The 17,016-nt window shown below is 71.4% G+C and carries 13 protein-coding genes; 6 read left to right on the forward strand and 7 right to left on the reverse strand.

Annotated features, from left to right (window positions below):
• Positions 1-29: 29 nt before the first annotated feature.
• Together ACFVYR_RS14985 and ACFVYR_RS14990 are read right to left on the reverse strand one after the other, a co-directional pair.
• Complete coding sequence (locus ACFVYR_RS14985) at positions 30-1,289, reverse strand: FAD-binding oxidoreductase (protein ID WP_384257558.1); 1,260 nt, start codon at positions 1,287-1,289, stop codon at positions 30-32.
• Between the two features lie 173 nt (positions 1,290-1,462).
• Positions 1,463-2,956, reverse strand: a complete 1,494-nt coding sequence (locus tag ACFVYR_RS14990; RefSeq protein WP_384257458.1) for an amino acid permease — start codon at positions 2,954-2,956, stop codon at positions 1,463-1,465.
• A gap of 184 nt (positions 2,957-3,140) precedes the next feature.
• Between ACFVYR_RS14990 and ACFVYR_RS14995 the strand changes: the two genes are divergently transcribed.
• Entirely contained in the window at positions 3,141-3,626 is a 486-nt protein-coding gene (locus ACFVYR_RS14995; RefSeq protein WP_384257461.1) for a ribose-5-phosphate isomerase, read from the forward strand.
• Positions 3,627-3,714: 88 nt separating this feature from the next.
• Positions 3,715-4,533: an Fpg/Nei family DNA glycosylase gene (locus ACFVYR_RS15000; protein ID WP_384257464.1), complete on the forward strand. Its 819-nt coding sequence runs from the start codon at positions 3,715-3,717 to the stop codon at positions 4,531-4,533.
• A 25-nt stretch (positions 4,534-4,558) separates the two neighbouring features.
• Here the strand turns inward: ACFVYR_RS15000 and ACFVYR_RS15005 are convergent, their stop codons facing one another.
• Complete coding sequence (locus ACFVYR_RS15005; RefSeq protein WP_384257467.1) at positions 4,559-5,788, reverse strand: GNAT family N-acetyltransferase; 1,230 nt, start codon at positions 5,786-5,788, stop codon at positions 4,559-4,561.
• A 151-nt stretch (positions 5,789-5,939) separates the two neighbouring features.
• Here ACFVYR_RS15005 and ACFVYR_RS15010 point away from each other — a divergent pair, with 151 nt between their 5' ends.
• On the forward strand, positions 5,940-7,124 hold the full coding sequence (locus tag ACFVYR_RS15010; protein ID WP_384257470.1) for a PP2C family protein-serine/threonine phosphatase: 1,185 nt from the start codon (positions 5,940-5,942) through the stop codon (positions 7,122-7,124).
• Here ACFVYR_RS15010 and ACFVYR_RS15015 read toward each other — a convergent pair.
• Entirely contained in the window at positions 7,057-8,319 is a 1,263-nt protein-coding gene (locus tag ACFVYR_RS15015; RefSeq protein WP_384257473.1) for a cation:proton antiporter, read from the reverse strand. The genes ACFVYR_RS15010 and ACFVYR_RS15015 overlap by 68 nt on opposite strands.
• A gap of 322 nt (positions 8,320-8,641) precedes the next feature.
• Between ACFVYR_RS15015 and ACFVYR_RS15020 the strand changes: the two genes are divergently transcribed.
• Positions 8,642-9,418, forward strand: coding sequence for an ABC transporter ATP-binding protein (locus tag ACFVYR_RS15020; RefSeq protein WP_384257561.1), 777 nt, complete (start codon positions 8,642-8,644; stop codon positions 9,416-9,418).
• A complete protein-coding gene (locus ACFVYR_RS15025) occupies positions 9,418-11,871 on the forward strand; it encodes an ABC transporter permease (RefSeq protein ID WP_384257476.1) in 2,454 nt (817 codons plus the stop codon). The genes ACFVYR_RS15020 and ACFVYR_RS15025 overlap by 1 nt, the downstream gene beginning before the upstream one ends.
• A 102-nt stretch (positions 11,872-11,973) precedes the next feature.
• Here the strand turns inward: ACFVYR_RS15025 and ACFVYR_RS15030 are convergent, their stop codons facing one another.
• Positions 11,974-13,176: an acyltransferase family protein gene (locus ACFVYR_RS15030; RefSeq protein ID WP_384257479.1), complete on the reverse strand. Its 1,203-nt coding sequence runs from the start codon at positions 13,174-13,176 to the stop codon at positions 11,974-11,976.
• A 619-nt stretch (positions 13,177-13,795) separates the two neighbouring features.
• Between ACFVYR_RS15030 and ACFVYR_RS15035 the strand changes: the two genes are divergently transcribed.
• Entirely contained in the window at positions 13,796-13,990 is a 195-nt protein-coding gene (locus tag ACFVYR_RS15035; RefSeq protein WP_030783273.1) for a hypothetical protein, read from the forward strand.
• On the opposite strand, the gene ACFVYR_RS15040 is transcribed toward ACFVYR_RS15035, so the two are convergent.
• Positions 13,980-15,362 carry a SufS family cysteine desulfurase gene (locus ACFVYR_RS15040; RefSeq protein ID WP_384257482.1) on the reverse strand — a complete coding sequence of 461 codons (1,383 nt, stop codon included), beginning with the start codon at positions 15,360-15,362 and terminating at the stop codon, positions 13,980-13,982. The two genes, ACFVYR_RS15035 and ACFVYR_RS15040, sit on opposite strands and share 11 nt — an antisense overlap.
• A complete protein-coding gene (locus ACFVYR_RS15045; protein ID WP_384257485.1) occupies positions 15,349-16,737 on the reverse strand; it encodes a family 2B encapsulin nanocompartment shell protein in 1,389 nt (462 codons plus the stop codon). The genes ACFVYR_RS15040 and ACFVYR_RS15045 overlap by 14 nt, the downstream gene beginning before the upstream one ends.
• Between the last annotated feature and the right edge of the window lie 279 nt (positions 16,738-17,016).

Here is a 17,016-nt window from a genome sequence, read left to right on the forward strand (position 1 = left end):
AGAGTCGCTGAAGCTCGACCGTCAGACCGTCACAGAACGTTGTAGTTGCGCCTGAAGAGGTTCGCCGGGTCGTACGTGGCCTTCAACGCGGCGAGCCTCTTCAGCGTTTCCGGGTCGTACAGCCCCTCGGTCCTGTCGTTGCCGCCGTAGAGGAAGTTGAGCGAGCGCCCCAGCGTCCGCGGCGCCACCCGCCCGAACGCCTCCGCGTGCAGCTCCCGCAGAGCCGCGACGTCCGTGCCGTCCAGCGGCGACAGGATCCGGATCAGCCACTGGGCCTCGCGGTGGGGCACCGCGTTCGGCGCGGGCCGGGACAGCGCCCCGCCCAGGTGGTTGATCTGCAAGATCTGCATGGAGGGGGCGGCGCGGCCGGTCAGCGCGAGGATCTCGCCGGCCGCCGCGACGTCGAGGCCGCTCAGGAGCCGGTTGTCGCCGTAGTAGGCGTGCGGGAAGTCGGGGTCGCCGTGGATGGTCGGGCTCTCGGTGTACGGCATCTCCCGCAGCGTGTCCGACACGGTGGGCCCGAGCCCGCGCAGCGGCGCCACGAGCCGTTCGCCCTCGGCCGCCGAGCCGGTGGACGCCACCCGGATCTGGACGAGGTGGCGGCCCTTCAGGTGCGGCGGGAGGCCGGGCAGGTCCGGGTAGACGAGCGCCGCGAGCGACGAGGTCACCTCGTCGGGCAGGGTCCGCGTCCACTCCTCGTAACCACGCAGGACGGCGGCCGGGTCGACCTCGTCGCCGTCGAACGCGAGGGCGCCCCCGTACAGCCGGGCCACCGGCACCAGACCGATCTCCAGCTCCGTGACCACCCCGAGGTTCGCACCGCCGCCGAGCAGGCCCCAGAAGAGCTCTGGGTCGCCGTCCGCCGTCACGTGGCGCGGGACGCTGTCCGCGGTGACGACGTCGAGGGAGCGGACGTGGTCGGCCGCGTACCCGAACTCGCGGCCGAGGATGCCGAGTCCGCCGCCGAGGGTGTAGGAGACGGCGCCCACGGACGGCGCCGAGCCGTTCAGCGGGGCGAGGCCGTGCGCCGCCGCGGCCTCTGCGACCTGGCCCCAGCGGGCGCCCGCGGCGATGGTCGCGGTACGCGCCCCGGGGTCGATCCGGACGGCGGCCATCCGCCGCGTGACGATCAGCACGCCGCCCTCCGAGGACCCCGGTACGCCGTGCCCGGTGGCCTGCACGCCGACGGGCAGACCGGCCTCGGCGGCGTACGACACCACGGAGACCACGTCGTCGGTGCTCGCGGCGTCGAAGACGATGGCGGGCCGCGTCGCGAAGCCGGTCTGCATTCCGGCGACCCGTTCCTCGTAGCCGATGTCGCTCGGCAGGAAGGCGAGTCGCTGTGCGGTGTGGTCCACGGGAGCCTCCGTCAGGTGTCCGGTCCGACGGGTCCTCCGTCCGACGAGACGGAGCATCCCGCAATAACCTGACACCTGCCGTCAGCTTTTCCGGCAGGGCTGGGTCAGGCGTCGACCTGGTCCCGCGGAGCCTTCGTGGCCGGGTCCGTGCCCGCCGCGTCCCGGGGCCGCACCTTCTCCCGCACCAGCGAGAACGCCACCACGAACGCGGCGGCGAGGAGCGAGAGCAGCACCTGCTTGCGGCCGGCCTCGTCGGTCAGCATGTAGACGAGCACGAACGAGATCATCGCGATCGTGACCCACGTCAGGTACGGGAAGAGCCACATCTTCACGACGAGCTTCTCCGGCTCCTCGCGCAGGATGATCCCGCGCATCCGCAGCTGAGTGAAGCTGATCATCAGCCAGACGAAGAGGGCCACCGCGCCCGAGGAGTTGAGCAGGAAGTCGAAGACGGTGTCCTTCCACTGGTAGTTGAACCAGACGGCGACGAAACCGAAGACGACGGAGCCGAGGATGGCGGCCTGCGGCACGCCGCGGGAGTTGGTGCGCGCGAACGCCTTGGGCGCGTCACCGCGCTGCCCGAGCGAGAACGCCATGCGCGATGCCGTGTAGAGCCCGGAGTTGAGGCAGGAGAGCACGGCGGTGAGGACGATGACGTTCATGACCTGGCCGGCGTGCGGGATGCCGATCGAGTTGAGCGCGGCGACGTACGAACCGTCGTCGGTGATCGACTTGGCGTTCCACGGGAGCAGCGTGATCACGACGAAGATCGAGCCCAGGTAGAAGACGCCGATGCGCCAGATGACGCTGTTCGTCGCCTTGGTGACCGCTCGCTGCGGGTCCTCGGACTCACCGGCGGCCAGTGTGACGATCTCGCTGCCCATGAAGGAGAAGACGACCATCAGCACACCGGTGAGGATGGCGCCCGCGCCCTTGGGCATGAAGCCGCCCGCGTCGGTGAGGTGCGCGAATCCGTCGCCGGGGTTGTCGGAGCCGGGCAGCACGCCGAAGACGGCGAGCAGGCCGATGATCACGAAGCCGCCGATGGCGACGACCTTGATGCCGGCGAACCAGAACTCGAACTCGCCGTAGGAGCCCACCGAGACGAGGTTGGTCGCGGTGAGCACGACCATCACGATGAGCGCCCAGCCCCACTGCGGGACGGCCGGCACCCAGCCGTTGAGGATCACCGCGCCCGCGGTGGCCTCCACCGCGAGGACGACGACCCAGAAGAACCAGTACAGCCAGCCGATGGAGAAGCCGGCCCAGCGGCCGAGCGCCTGGTCGGCGTAGGTGGAGAAGGAGCCGGAGGCGGGCCGTGCGGCGGCCATCTCGCCGAGCATCCGCATCACGAGGACGACCATCGTGCCGACGAGGGCGTACGAGATGAGGATGGCGGGCCCGGCGGCGGCGATGCCGGAACTGGAACCGACGAAGAGGCCCGCACCGATCACGCCACCGATGGCGATCATGGAGAGGTGGCGGTTCTTGAGACCCGCTTTCAGGCCGTCGCCGGTGTCACCGCTGCCGCCAGACCGCGGTTCCCCAGGGGATGAGGGGGTGCTGTCTGCCTTCGCAAGGGAGGGTTGCGAGGTCATGAACGAATCCTTAAGTTCTCGGGTCGCGAGCCCCCGCATTCAAACTCAGGGGCGAACGGGACGGAAGTCCTGAATCCGTATCGTTGTATTCCGGCCAAAGGCCTGGACCAAGGTCCCGACCTGGGACATCAAGGACCCGCCCCGGTCGCGGCTACCCGGCGCCCGGCGTGCCACACTCGGACCCATGCGCGTGTACCTCGGCTCGGATCATGCCGGCTACGAACTCAAGAACCACTTGGTCGAATGGCTCAAGAGCCACGGCCACGAGCCCGTCGACTGCGGGCCCCACATCTATGACGCCCAGGACGACTACCCGCCGTTCTGCCTCCGCGCCGCGGAGAAGACGGCGGCGGACCCCGAGTCGCTCGGCATCGTGATCGGCGGCTCCGGCAACGGCGAGCAGATCGCCGCGAACAAGGTGAAGGGCGTGCGGGCGGCTCTCGCCTGGAGCGAGCAGACCGCGGCGCTCGGGCGCGAGCACAACGACGCCAACGTGATCTCCATCGGTGGCCGGATGCACACGCGGGAAGAGGCGACCAAGTTCGTCGAGATCTTCCTCGCGACGCCGTACTCGGGTGAGGAGCGTCACACCCGCCGCATCGAGATGCTCTCGGCGTACGAGGAGACGGGCGAGCTGCCCGCGATCCCCGCTCACCACCCCCAGCCGTAGCGAGGCCACGGGGCTCCGCCCCGAACCCCGCTCCCCAAACGCCGGAGGGGCTGATTCCGCAGCCCCTCCGCACTCCCGGAGGAACACCGTGCCTGAGGGGCACACCATTCACCGGCTCGCTCAGGACCACCTCGCACGGTTCGCCGGGCGCCCCGCGACGGTCCACAGCCCGCAGGGCAAGTTCAGCGACAGCGCCGCCCTCCTCACCGGCCAGGTGATGGACACCGCGGAGGCCCACGGCAAGCACCTCTTCCTCGGCTTCGCCGACACCGGCTGGATCCACATCCACCTCGGCCTCTTCGGCAAGTACACCCTCGGCGAGACCCCCGCCCCGCCCCCCACGGACACCGTCCGCCTGCGCCTCCTGAACGACGCGTACCACTCCGACCTGCGCGGCCCCACCACCTGCGCCCTCATCACGGACGACGAGAAGCGCGCGATACACGACCGGCTCGGCCCCGACCCGCTCCGGGCGGCCGACGGCCCCGGGAAGGCCTACCGCCGCGTCTCCCGCAGCCGCACCACCATCGCCGCACTCCTTATGGACCAGAAGGTCATCGCGGGCGTCGGCAACGTCTACCGCGCGGAGGTCCTCTTCCGGCACGGCATCGACCCGTATACCCCGGGCAAGGACATCACCGAGGCGCAGTGGAACGCGATCTGGGCGGACCTCGTCGAGCTGATGCGCGAGGGCGTCAGGCTCAACCGCATCGACACCGTCAAGCCCGAGCACACGCCCGAGGCGATGGGCCGCCCGCCGCGCGTCGACGACCACGGCGGCGAGGTGTACGTCTACCGCAGGGCGAACCAGCCCTGCCATCTCTGCGGCGGCGAGATCCGCACCGCAGGCCTCGCGGCACGCAACCTCTTCTGGTGCCCGAACTGCCAGCGCCCGGCCGTGCAATGAGCAAGAGCCGCCACGCAGGCCCTGGCTAGAACCCGTGCGGCAGCCAAGGCGCCACGTCCGAGCCGAAGGCCACCGACGCCTCGGTCAGCGCCCCCTGCCGCAGCTCCCGCACCCGGCCCGCCGCCGCCAGCGACGTGAGGGGCACACCGCCGAGGTAGGCGGCGCCCAACTCCTGTATGGACAGGGCGAGCTCGGCCGCGTCCTCGGTGCGCTCGCAGGAGGCGCCCTTGGCGTCGCCGGTGAGCCGCCAACGGCCCTCGTTCCAGGGGCAGAAGGCGTCCTCGACCTCGAACACCACGTCCAGGGGCGTCTGGTACGTACGGGCCTCCAGCGCCGCGCCCACGTCCACGAGCCGCACGTGCAGCGAGTCCCGCACCGTGACGTCGCAGCGGCGGATGTCGGAGACCAGCCACAGCAGCGCGTCGTCCACCGGACGGTTGCGGACGACGACCGACGTCGTCAGGTCGATGCCGAACAGGAACCGCCACAGCGCCGCGTTGGCCGCCGGATCCAGGGCCTCGAGATCGCGCAGCTGGACCACGCCCTTGGGGCCCTTCCACTCCCACTCGGGCTTCACGGCGAACCGCGCGTATCCGACGAGTTCACCGGCCCGTTCGGCGACCACGCACTGCAGCGGTGAGGCGCCGCCCCGCTCGCTCGGCGGGTCGAGGAGCCCGAGGCGCTCCCAGCCCGGCTGCCGGGCCAGCATGCCCGGACGCTCCGTCACCCGGCGTGCGTAGAGCGCCTCGCACGCGTCGTGGACGTCGGCGGGCTTCGCGTACCGAAGATGTACGTCGTCCACGCCCGCGGGGAGGGACAGACCGACCCGGGTCGTGTCGATGTCGGCCTTCATCTGGCGGGTGGCCGCGCCGTACCCGAACCGGCCGTAGATGGCCGGCTCCGACGCGGTGAGCACGGCCACCGACTCGCCCCGCGCGCGTACGTCGTCCAGCTGCCGCCGCATCATCGACGTCAGGATCCCGCGCCGCCGGTGCGTGGCACTGACGCCGACCATCGTCACGCCCGCCGCGTCCACCAGGGCGCCTCCCGGCACCGCGAGACGGAAGGAGAACGCCCCCGCCGTCCCCACGCACGTCTCCCCGTCCCACACACCGAGCGACCGGTCGAACTCGGCGAGCGTGCGCCACAGTTCCTGCTCCTCGCGCGATTCGGCGACACCGCCGAACGCGAGCTCCAGCGCCTCGTACCACGTCTCCCAGTCGGCCTCGCCAAGGACCCGTACGTCTGTTGTCATATGCCATGACTACCAGGGCGATACGCCGGTCGCGACAGGATTTCCGGGCTCCGCGCGGCCCGTCGCCCGCCGTCCCCGCGATGCCTCTGACGGGGGACAAGTGGGACCTCCCGTGCGAAGTGCGCGGCCCGCTGGATAAGGTCCACGAGCAATGGCGGTACGAAGAGAAGGGCGCGCACGGCGCGAGCGGGGCGAGCGGCGTGCGGAAGCCGATACGTTCACGGCCCGGATGAAGAAGCGGCTGCACCGGGTCCGTATCGTGCTGCGCAAATCCGGGGTCGACTACTTCCGCGGCGACGGCTCCGACTGGGTCGCCCTCGCCGGTCTCCTCCTGACCGTCCCTGTCATCACCGTCTGCACGATCGTCAACAACGTCTGGTGCTCACCGGCCGCGCTCGTCCTGCCGATCGTCGCGGGCGGCCTGCTCCTGCGCCCCGCCAGCCTCCTCGGCCTGTACGCGGCGTCGGCGGTGGCCCTCATCGTGGAGTCGGTCCAGCTCGGCCCGTACCCGGAAGGCGTCTCCCGGGTCACGCCGGGCACCGTCCTCGTGGTCGCCGCCTGCGGCTTCTTCGGCCTGCTCATCGCCCAGTTCCGCAGCCGGGTCGGCGTGCCCTGGCGCGGCGGCGGCACGATGCTCTTCGACCTGCGCGAACGCATCCGCGTCCAGAGCAAGTTGCCGAGGCTGCCGCGCGGCTGGCACCGCGAGATGGCGCTGCGCCCGGCCGGCGGCCAGTCCTTCTCCGGTGACTTCGTGGTCGCCGCCCGGACGAACGGCGGGCGCACCCTGGAGGCCGTGCTCACCGACGTCTCGGGCAAGGGCATGGACGCGGGGTCGCGGGCGCTGCTGCTCTCGGGGGCGTTCGGCGGCCTGCTCGGCTCCCTGCCCCCGCACGCCTTCCTGCCCGCCGCCAACGGCTATCTGCTCCGCCAGGACTGGGACGAGGGCTTCGCGACCTCCATCCACCTCGTCCTCGACCTGGAGACCGGCGACTACGAACTCTTCTCGGCCGGCCACCCGCCGGGCCTCCAGCTCAGCGCGGGCAGCGGCTGCTGGGAGGAGAAGACGGGCCAGGGCCCGCTCCTCGGGGTGTACGACGGTGCGCAGTTCGACCCCGTCAAGGGCGTCCTGCGCCCCGGCGACGTCCTCATGCTCTTCACGGACGGCCTCGTCGAGACCTCCGACCGCGACATCGCCGAGGGCATGGACCGGCTGACCGGAGAGGCCGACAGGTACGTCGCCGGGGGCTTCCACGGCGCGGCCTGGCACCTCATCGAGGCGGTCGCGAAGGACGTGAACGACGACAGGGCGCTGCTGTTGATCTGCCGGGAGGCGTGAGCGGACCGGCTTGTGCGGAGCCGGGGCCCGACGGCACCGGCTCCGACACCGCATGAGCACCGCCGCCCGGCAGGACCCGCGCCAGCCACTCCGACCGTCCCGCCGCCAGCGGTCCGAGGACCGCGAGGAGCAGTACGTATCCCGCGATGAAGGGGGAGAGCCGCTCGTCGAGGCCCGCGCCCGCCGCCATCGTCGCGAGGATCAGGGCGAACTCGCCGCGGGCGAGCAGCGTGGTGGAGATGTTCGCCGCGGGGCCCGCACCGAAGCCGTACACGCGCGCCGCGCCAAGACCGGCGAGGACGTTCATCGCCAGCGTCACCGCGACCGCGGCGAGTACCGGCCACACCACCACCGGCAGGTCACCGGGGTCGATGGAGAGTCCGAACGCGAAGAAGAAGATCGCCCCGAAGGCGTCCCGCAGCGGATGCACCAGCTTGCGGACGCGCTCGCCGGACGCCGTGCTGCCGACCATCAGGCCGACCATGAACGCGCCGATCGCGTCGGCGACGCCGAACCACTCCGAGACCCCGGCGACGAAGACCGCCGCTCCGAGGAAGGAGATGACGAGGAGTTCGTCGTCCCGGGTGTCCATGAGCCGCCCGACGACCTTCGTGCCGAAGCGGGCGACGAGGGCGAGCAGCAGCAGGAAACCGAACGCCTTGCCGCCGTCCATGACGGCCGCCGCGAGGCTGTCGGCGCCGGACAGAACGGGCTGCAGGGCCGCCAGGTAGAGCGCGAGGAAGATGTCCTCGACGACGATGATGCCGAGGATCGGCTTGGTCTCGGGGTTGCCGAGCCGGCCCGTGTCGACCAGGACCTTCGTGACGATCGCGGAGGACGAGATGCCGAGCACCCCGGCGAGGACCAGTGCTTCGGAGGTGCCCCAGCCGAGCGCGAATCCGAAGCCAAGGCCTGCGCCGACGTTCAGGGCGAGGTAGGTGCCTCCGGCGAGCGCCATCCTGCGGCCGCCCGTCTTGAGGTCGTCCAGGTGGAACTCGAGGCCCAGGTAGAAGAGCAGCAGGACCAGGCCGAGCGCCGAGAGCATCTCCAGGTCGTGCGGGTCGGAGACCAGGACGACGCCGGGGGTGTGGGGGCCGAGGAGGATCCCGGCCAGGATGAAGAGGGGGATGGTGGGGAGTCCGATGCGGCCGCCGAGGCGGGCGAGGACGGCGGCGGCGAGGAAGGCGCCGCCCATGGCTATCAAGGTGTCTGCGTGTCCGATGGGCCCGTTCCTCCTGTGGGGTCGGTGCGAGTCGGCAGGGCGAAATAGGCGCTCTTGGCAAAGGAATCGTCAAGAACGCGTCAATACTTAGGTTACCAAACGACCGACGCGGCCCTTTTCCGTACGACCGGGGTGGGGTTCTCCCCACCCCGCGTTCGCCAGCCGTCCTCATGGTCGCGAGGGCCCCCGGATCCGTACGTTCGAGACATCGATCAGGACGTACGAACGGAAGGCGGGCACAGCCATGGGGCTGCGACGGAAGTACCGGGCCGAACAGGGCACGAAGGCGGCCACGATGCCTCCGATGCCGAGCGGCCGGCCCGGTGACTGGGCCGTCGAACTGCGCGGAGTCCGCCGGCAGTACGGCCGCGGCCCGGGTGCCGTGCACGCCCTCGCCGGTATCGACCTCGCCCTGCCCCGCGGCAGCTTCACCGCCGTCATGGGCCCCTCGGGATCCGGCAAGTCCACCTTCCTGCAGTGCGCGGCGGGCCTGGACCGGCCGAGCGCCGGCACCGTCCACCTCGGCGGCACCGAGATCACCGGCATGAGCGAGAACAAGCTCACCGCCCTGCGCCGCACCCGCCTCGGCTTCGTCTTCCAGGCCTTCAACCTGCTGCCTTCGCTGACCGTCGAGCAGAACGTCGTCCTGCCGATGCGCCTCGCGGGCCACCGCCCCGACCGCCGCAAGGCCGCCGAGATGCTGGCCCGCGTCGGCCTCGGCGACAAGGGGCGCCGCCGCCCCGGACAGCTCTCCGGCGGCCAGCAGCAGCGCGTCGCCATCGCCCGCGCCCTGGTCACCGAACCCGACGTGATCTTCGCCGACGAACCGACCGGCGCCCTGGACACCACCACCGCCACCGAGATCCTCGGCCTGCTCCGCTCGGCCGTCGACGGGATGAACGCCACCGTCGTCATGGTCACCCACGACCCGGCCGCCGCGGCCTACGCCGACCGCGTCCTCTTCCTCGCCGACGGCTCCATCGTCGACCACCTGGAGCGTGCCTCCGCCGCGCGGATCGCCGACCGGATGACGACCCTGACCGTCCCGGCGTACGCGGGGGTGGCCGCGTAATGGCGTACGCGCCCAACGGACTCGCCCGCGCGGCCGTCCGCTTCAAACCCGCCGCCTTCGCGGGCACCTTCGTCGCCCTGATGATGGCCTCGCTGATCGTGGCCGCCTGCGGCATCCTCCTGGAGACGGGGGTGCGCGCCTCCGTGCCGCCCACCCGCTACGCGGGCGCCCCCGTGGTCGCCGCCGCCGACCAGTCCGCCCACTTCGTCACCGGCAGCGGCGACAGCAAGTCCGAGACGGACACACCGCTGCCCGACCGGGCGCGGATCGACGGCTCCCTGGTCGCCGAGGCCGGTGCGGTGCCCGGCGCACGTACCGCCGTCCCCGACGTCACCTTCCCCGTCCGCTCCGGCGACAAGGGCGTCACCGCGCACGGCTGGGGCGCCACCGCCTTCACCGGCGAGAAGCTGACGGCGGGCCGCGCCCCGCACCCCGGCGAGGTCGTCCTCGCCGCGCCCGGCGCCGCCGTCGGCGACCGCACCACGCTCACCACGGCGGACGGGCCGCGCGACTTCCGGGTCTCCGGCACCGTGCGCACCGCGGACGCCCCGCCCACCGCCTGGTTCGCCGACTCCGAGGCCGTCCGCCTCTCCGGCCACCCCGGCCGCATCGACGCCATCGCCGTCCTGCCCAAGGCGGGCGTCTCGCCGGACACCCTGAAGGCGCAGGTGGCAAAGGCGCTCGGCGACAGGGCCACCGTCCACACCGGCGACGACCGCAGCGCCGCCGAAGGCTCCGAACTCGCCTACGCCAAGGACATGCTGACCGGCCTCGGCGGCTCCTTCGGCGGCATCGCCGCCCTGACCGCCGTGTTCACCGCCGCGGGCACCGTCGCCCTCTCCGTCGGCCAGCGCGCCCGCGAGTACGCGCTCCTGCGCGCCATCGGCACCACCCCGCGCCAGATCCGCCGCACCATCGCCACCGAGACCCTGCTCGTCGCGCCCTTCGCGGGAGCGATCGGCGTGCTCCCCGGGATCGCCCTGGCCAACTGGTGGTTCGGCCGGCTCAAGGAGAAGGGCGCGATCCCCGAGGCCGTGAACCTGTCGGTCTCCTTCGTCCCGCTCGTCTCCGCCATCGGCGTCGCCGTCCTCACGGCGCTCGGCGCCGGATACCTCGCCGCCCGCCGCCCCTCCCGCATCAAGCCCGGCCAGGCACTGAGCGAGGCCTCCGTGGAGCGGGCGGGCCCCGGCTGGATCCGTACACCGCTCGGCGTCGCCGCGGCGGTCGGCGGCGTCGTCTTCGCCGGGTTCGCCGCGAACAACACCGGCGAGGACGCGGCGAACGCGGCGCTCGGCGTCATCATGCTCTTCATGCTCGCCGTGGCCCTGCTCGGCCCGCTGGTGGCCCGCGGCTGCGCCGCCCTGTTCGGGCTCCCGCTGCGCGGCGCGGGCGCGTCCGCCTCGCTCGCGGCCGCCAACTCCCGTACGAACGCCCGGCGGCTGGCCTCCGCCATCACCCCCATCGTGCTCGCCATGGCCTTCTCCTCCGTCCTCGTCTTCATGCACACCAGCGAGGACCGCGTCGCCGCCGACCAGCAGCGCGCGGGCATCACCGCGGACCACATCGTCAGCCGCGAGGCGGGACTCGCCCCGGGCGAGGTGACGAAGGCGGCCCACGCCGACGGCGTCACCGCGGCCGTCGGCCTGCTCAAGACGTCCGTCCTCGTCCCGGTGGGCTCGGGCGGCGACCGCTGGCTGGAGTCCGCGTCGGCGCAGGGCGTCACCGGCTCCGCCGCCGACCTCGCAGAGGTCCAGGACCTGAAGGTCGAGACGGGCGCCCTCGCGCTCGGCAGGGGCGAGGTCGCCGTCGACACCCGCCTCGCCGACTCCGCGCACGTGAAGACCGGCGAGCGCATCGACGTCCGCCTGCCCGACGGCACCAAGGCGTCGCCGAAGGTCGTGGCGACGTACGGCAGGGGTCTTGGCCTCTCCCAGGTGACCATGGCCGCCGCCGACCTGAAGCAGCACGTCACCTCGTCCTTCACCCAGGAGATCTGGGCGAAGGGGGGCTCCGCGCAGGCCCTCGCGGGACTCGGCACCCTGCGGGACCGCGACGGTTACGCCACCGCCCAGTCCATGGACCGCGAACTCAACGCCTGGGCCAACACCACGATGGCGGCCGTGCTCGGCGGCTTCGCGGCCGTCGCCGTCGTCAACACCCTGGTGATGACGGTCCTCGACCGCCGCCGCGAACTCGGCACGCTCCGCCTGATCGGCTCCACCCGCCGCCAGGTCATGCGGATGATCCGCTGGGAGGCGCTGCTCGTCGCCTGCGCGGGCATCGTCATCGGCTCGGCCATCGCCCTGGCGACCCTCGTCCCGATGATGAACGGCCTGACCGGCCAGGCCCCGTACATCCCCCCGCTGGTCTACGGCTCGTTCGTGGCCGCGATCCTGACCCTGGGCCTGGCCTCGGCGACGATCCCGGCGAGGGCGGCGTTGCGGGCCAGGTGATGCAGCTCTTGGGGGTCCCCAGGAAGCCGAGCAATGACAAGGGCGCGCCTGACGGAGAAGTACACCGTCAGGCGCGCCCTGTTGCGGCTGCAGCGCGTCGCGCTACGTGGCCCTGGTCCGCTCCCTGGCCAGCGCCGCCGCGTCCCGCTTGAACGCCCACTCCATCTTGGGCTCCATCGCGAAACGGAACATCCGCTGTACCGGTGGCGTGCACAGGAGGGTCACCACGGTCGCGGCGACCACGGTCACGAAGATCTCGCCGGCCGGCCGGTGCAGCCAGTCGTAGGTGTCGAACCAGCCCCAGAAGCGGGAGCCCTTGGCGAGGAAGCCGTGCAGCAGGTAGCCGTACAGCGTGCCGGCGCCGAGGACCGTGAACCACATCTTGCGGCGCGGCACCCACGCGAAGAAGCACGCGGTGAGCACCACCGAGCAACCGAAGAGCGCCAGCGTCATCACGATGCCGACCCACCACGGGACGCCCAACTCCTGGGCGCTGTCCCGGCGGTAGAACCACACGGAGGTCATCCGGGGCGCCGCCCAGTACGCGAGGACGAGCGCGGCGGCGAAGACCGGCACCGACAGGATCCGCACCTCACGGCGGCGCACCAGCTGGAAGTACTCGGGCTTCATGAAGAGGCCGAGTACGAAGAACGGCATGAACTGCAGTACGCGCTGCAGGTCGAGGTCGTCGCCGATGTCGGGTGAGATCACGGCGAGCATGGCGATGGCCAGGGCGAGCGGCACGGGCCAGCGCACGATCTTCCACAGTGGCACGGTGAGCCGCCACACGAAGAGCGCCACCAGGAACCAGGTGAGGTACCAGGGGTCGAGCAGACTGATCGGCTGGCCGGGGTCGTCGTCCGCCCAGCGCTTGAACAGGGAGTACGCGACCTCGAAGATGACGTACGGCACGGCCACGCCGGTGACGAGCCGCTTGAGGCGGTCGGGCCGCATGTCGAAGCTGCGCGAGAAGTAGCCGGAGATCAGGATGAACGCGGGCATGTGGAAGGTGTAGACGGTCATGTACAGCGCCTCGGCGGCGCGGCTGTGATCCGTCAGGGGTTCCCATGCGTGGGCCATCGCCACGAGGACGATCGCCAGGTACTTGGCGTTGTCGAAGAACGCGTCGCGCTGCTTGGCGGGCTTCGATCCGCTCGGGGTGGTGCGGTGGCCGCTCGTGGTGGGGGTCGTGGCGGCCTGCGGGATCGGATGGTGGGCGCGGGGAGTCGGGACTCCGGCCGCCGGCACCTGGGCCGGGGGGAGCGGCGCCCGGTGGCGTCCGTGCGGGTGCACCGAGTTGGTCACAGGCCCTCCCACCAAGAGCTCGGTGGGACGACCCGGGACCGCACTGCGCCTGCGGGGGTGGTGGCAGTGTGGAACATCTGAGGCACCCTAGCCGCGCCCCGGCGATTTCGTAAAACCCTCGTCACTAACGGCATCGCAATCTCTGTCAATGACGGAGCGGAATCCCGTTTAAGGGCTGTGGAGCACTCGGGATTCGCCCGAGTCGACAAAGAGATGCGGCGATGTTCTGCCCTGTACGTCACAACTCATCCGGTTTAAATGGTGCATAACGTCTGCGGGCGACTCCGGTGGAATGTCCGGTTGGCCGGAGAGTTCGACGGAGTTACGCGTCGGCGGTGTGCGTCTGGCGACAATTCGAATTTCCTGCGAACGCCGTGTGTGGCGATGGCAACGATCACGTCGAATTCCGGCTGCCCGCGCGCTGCCGAATTGCCGCGCGCGGACGCGCCGTTCATACGCCCCTAGGGCGGCCCCGCCCGCCGGGCCCGCAAAGCGTTGGCCGACGATGTGTCACCGCCCGCATAAGGGGGCCGCGTTGGTGGCACGATGGTCCCTGGCGGGGGTGTGCGGGGCCGTACCCCCCGGGCCGGGAGAGTGACCGACCTAGGGTGTGATCAGTGTGGCCATTTCGCTGTCAGTGGTACTGCTGTTGGCGATCATCCTTGTGGTGCTGATCCGCGGGGGATCGCTCAAGGCGGGCCCCGCGATCGTCGCGGTGCTCTTCGGCTTCTTCCTCGCCTCGACCGGCATGGCGCCCTCCATAAACCGCTTCCTGAACCAACTGGCGGAGACCATCAACTCGATCAGCTTCTGAGGCCGGCGCCGCCGGAGCCGTCCGCTCGGGACGCTCCCTGCAACGCCCGGAGCGACGCCACCAGTTGGTCCACGTCCTGTGACGTGTTGTAGAGCGACAGCGAGGCCCTGGCCGCCGATTCCAGGCCGTAGTGCGCGAGCGCGGGCTGCGCGCAGTGGTGGCCCGCGCGGACGGCGATCCCGTCGCGGTCCAGCCAGTCGGCCACCGTGGCCGGATCCCGGCCCGCGAGCGTGAAGGTCAGCACCGCGATCCGGTCGGGCGCTGAGCCCAGCACGGACAGCCCCGGAACCGTGGCCATCGCCTGCTGCGCGTACGCCATCAGCGCGTTCTCGTACGAGGCGATGGCCTCCCTGTCGAAGCCGGACAGCCAGTCCAGCGCGGCCAGCAGGCCGACCACGCCGGAGATGTGCCCGGTGCCCGCCTCCAGGAGGTGCGGCGGGGGAGCGAACGCCGTCCGCTCGAAGGAGACGGACTCGATCATGTTGCCGCCGCCCTGCCACGGCTTCAGCGCCGCCATGACCTCCGGCTTCGCGTAGAGGGCGCCGATACCGGTGGGCGCGAACAGCTTGTGCCCGGAGAACGCGTAGAAGTCGGCTCCCAAATCCTGTACGTCGACGGGCATATGGGCGACCGCCTGGGCGCCGTCCACGAGCACCTTGGCGTCGTAGCGGTGGGCGAGCGCGGCCATCTCCCTGACCGGCGGCACGGTGCCGAGCACGTTCGACGCCTGGCTGACCGCGACCAGCCGGGTGCGGTAGGAGAGCAGGTCCGCGAAGGCGTTCTGGTCGATCTGCCCGTCGGCGTCCAGCGGGACAGGGACCACCCTGGCCCGGGTCTCCTTCGCGATCATCTGCCAGGGGACGATGTCCGAGTGGTGCTCGAGGACGGGGACGAGGATGTCGTCGCCGGGGCCGAGGTTGGCCCGCCCCCAGGTCTGCGCGACCAGGTTGATCGCCTCGGTCGTCCCGCGCGTGAACGCGACGGTCTCCGGCGACTCGGCCCCCAGGAACGAGGCCACCGCCGCGCGCCCGCCCTCGTACAGCTCCGTCGCCTCGCGCGCCATGGTGTGGGCGCCGCGGTGGATGTTGGAGTTGGCGGTGGTGTAGTACGCGGTGAGGGCCTCGATGACCTGGCGCGGCTTCTGGGTGGTGGCGGCGTTGTCGAGCCACACCAGCGGATGGCCGTTCACCGTGCGGTGCAGGATCGGGAAGTCCTGCCGCACCGCTTCGGCGGAGAAGGCGCCGGGCGCGGCGGGCTCCACGACCTGTGGCGCGGCGGCGGGCTGTGCGAGCTGCGGAGCGGCGGCGGGCTGTGCCACCTGAGGAGCGGCGGCGGGTGAGGCGGCCGTGCCCACAAGGTCACGAATAGTCATGGTAGTTGCCCACCTCGACGTTCTGGAGGACCGCGATGGCGTCCTCCACGAGCACCGCCGTGTTGAAGTACGCCGTCATGAGGTGCGAGGTGATGCCCTTGTTGTCGACGCCCATGTTCCGCATGGACAGACCGGGCTCGACCTCGTCGGGCACCTCGGTGGGCCGCAGCCCCACCACGCCCTGCTCGGCCTCGCCCATCCGCATCAGCAGGATCTCCGTGGTACCCGTGTGGGCGCCCACGCCGTTGCTGAACCGCACCTTGTCGGACGGCAGCAGCGGCACCCCGCGCCAGGTCAGCAGCGGACTGCCGAACCGGTTGTCCGTCACCGGGGGCACACCCCGCCGCGTACATTCCCGCCCGAAGGCCGCTATCGCCCTGGGGTGCGCGACGAAGCAGCCGGGCTGCTTCCACACCTTCGCGAGCAGCTCGTCCAGGTCGTCGGGGGTGGGCGCGCCGGTGCGGGCCTGTACGCGCTGCCCGGCGCTGACGCTGTTGAAGAGGCCGAACTCCGGGTGGTTCAGGAGCGAGGCCTCCTGCCGCTCCCGCAGCGCCGCGATGGTCAGGTTGGCCTGGGCCCGGGTCTGGTCGATGGGGCCGTTGTAGAGGTCGGCGACGCGGGTGTGCACGCGCAGCACGGTCTGGGCGAGCGTCATGTGGTACTCGCGGGGCGCGTCCTCGTAGTCCACGAAGGTCCCCGGCAGGTCGGGCTCGCCGACGTGCCCCGAGGCCAGGTCCACCGGCACCTCGCCGCCCGGCAGTGACCCGTCGTCGGCGGTGTAGGCGGCGATCGCCGTGCACGTCGCCCCGTCCCGCTCGGCGATCGCCGTGAGGGCCGCGCGGTCGGCGCAGAGCGCGGTGCCGCGGGTGAGGGCCTGCACGCGGTACGGCATCGGCTCCTCGCCGGTCCACGCGCAGAGGTCGAAGAACTGTCCGTCGCCGACGACGTCGAGCAGCGCGTCCTCGCCGTACCGCCCGGTGACCCGCTTCTCGGCCCGCCCCTGCACGAGCACCCACAGCCGGTCCGCCCGGTCGCCCTCCTGGACGAGCACCTGACCGGGCTCGAACGTCACCTCGGTGAAGGCGTCGGCCAGCTCGGCCACGGTGGCGTCGTCGGCCTCGCGCAGGTAGGGCACCTCACGTAAGTCGCCGGGCACCACGCGCGTGGTGCCGTTCTCGTCGTACGTGGTGATGCGGTCGTCGCCGAGCACGTAGGTGCGGCGGCGGTTGACGCGGTAGACGCCGGAGTCCACGTCGACCCAGGGCAGGGCCCGCAGCAGGTACCGCGGCGTGATGCCCCGCATCTGGGGAACCGTCTTGGTGGCGGTCGCCAGCTGCCGTGCGGCATCCGGTCCGAGAGACAGGCGATCGGTCATCGGATTCCTCCTGGAAGTACGGGTGGGAGGGACCGATCGTCCGAGAGTGATCCGCGGACCCACAAGGGTTCATTTGTCACGATTGAGCGTGACAGGCCGGAAACAGCCGGTGACGGCGAAGCTCCCGGTCCGCTGAGCGGCGCGGCAGCCGCGGAGCGCCCGGACTCCGGCGGACCGGCGGGCCGGTATGGGGCGCGATACGTCCCTGAGGGCGCGCTATGCGCCTCCCCTACAACCCGTTATGGGGCGGGGCGCAAAGACCCCTCACGGACCCGCGCC

Source organism: Streptomyces sp. NPDC058284, assembly GCF_042881135.1.
Taxonomy (GTDB): domain Bacteria; phylum Actinomycetota; class Actinomycetes; order Streptomycetales; family Streptomycetaceae; genus Streptomyces.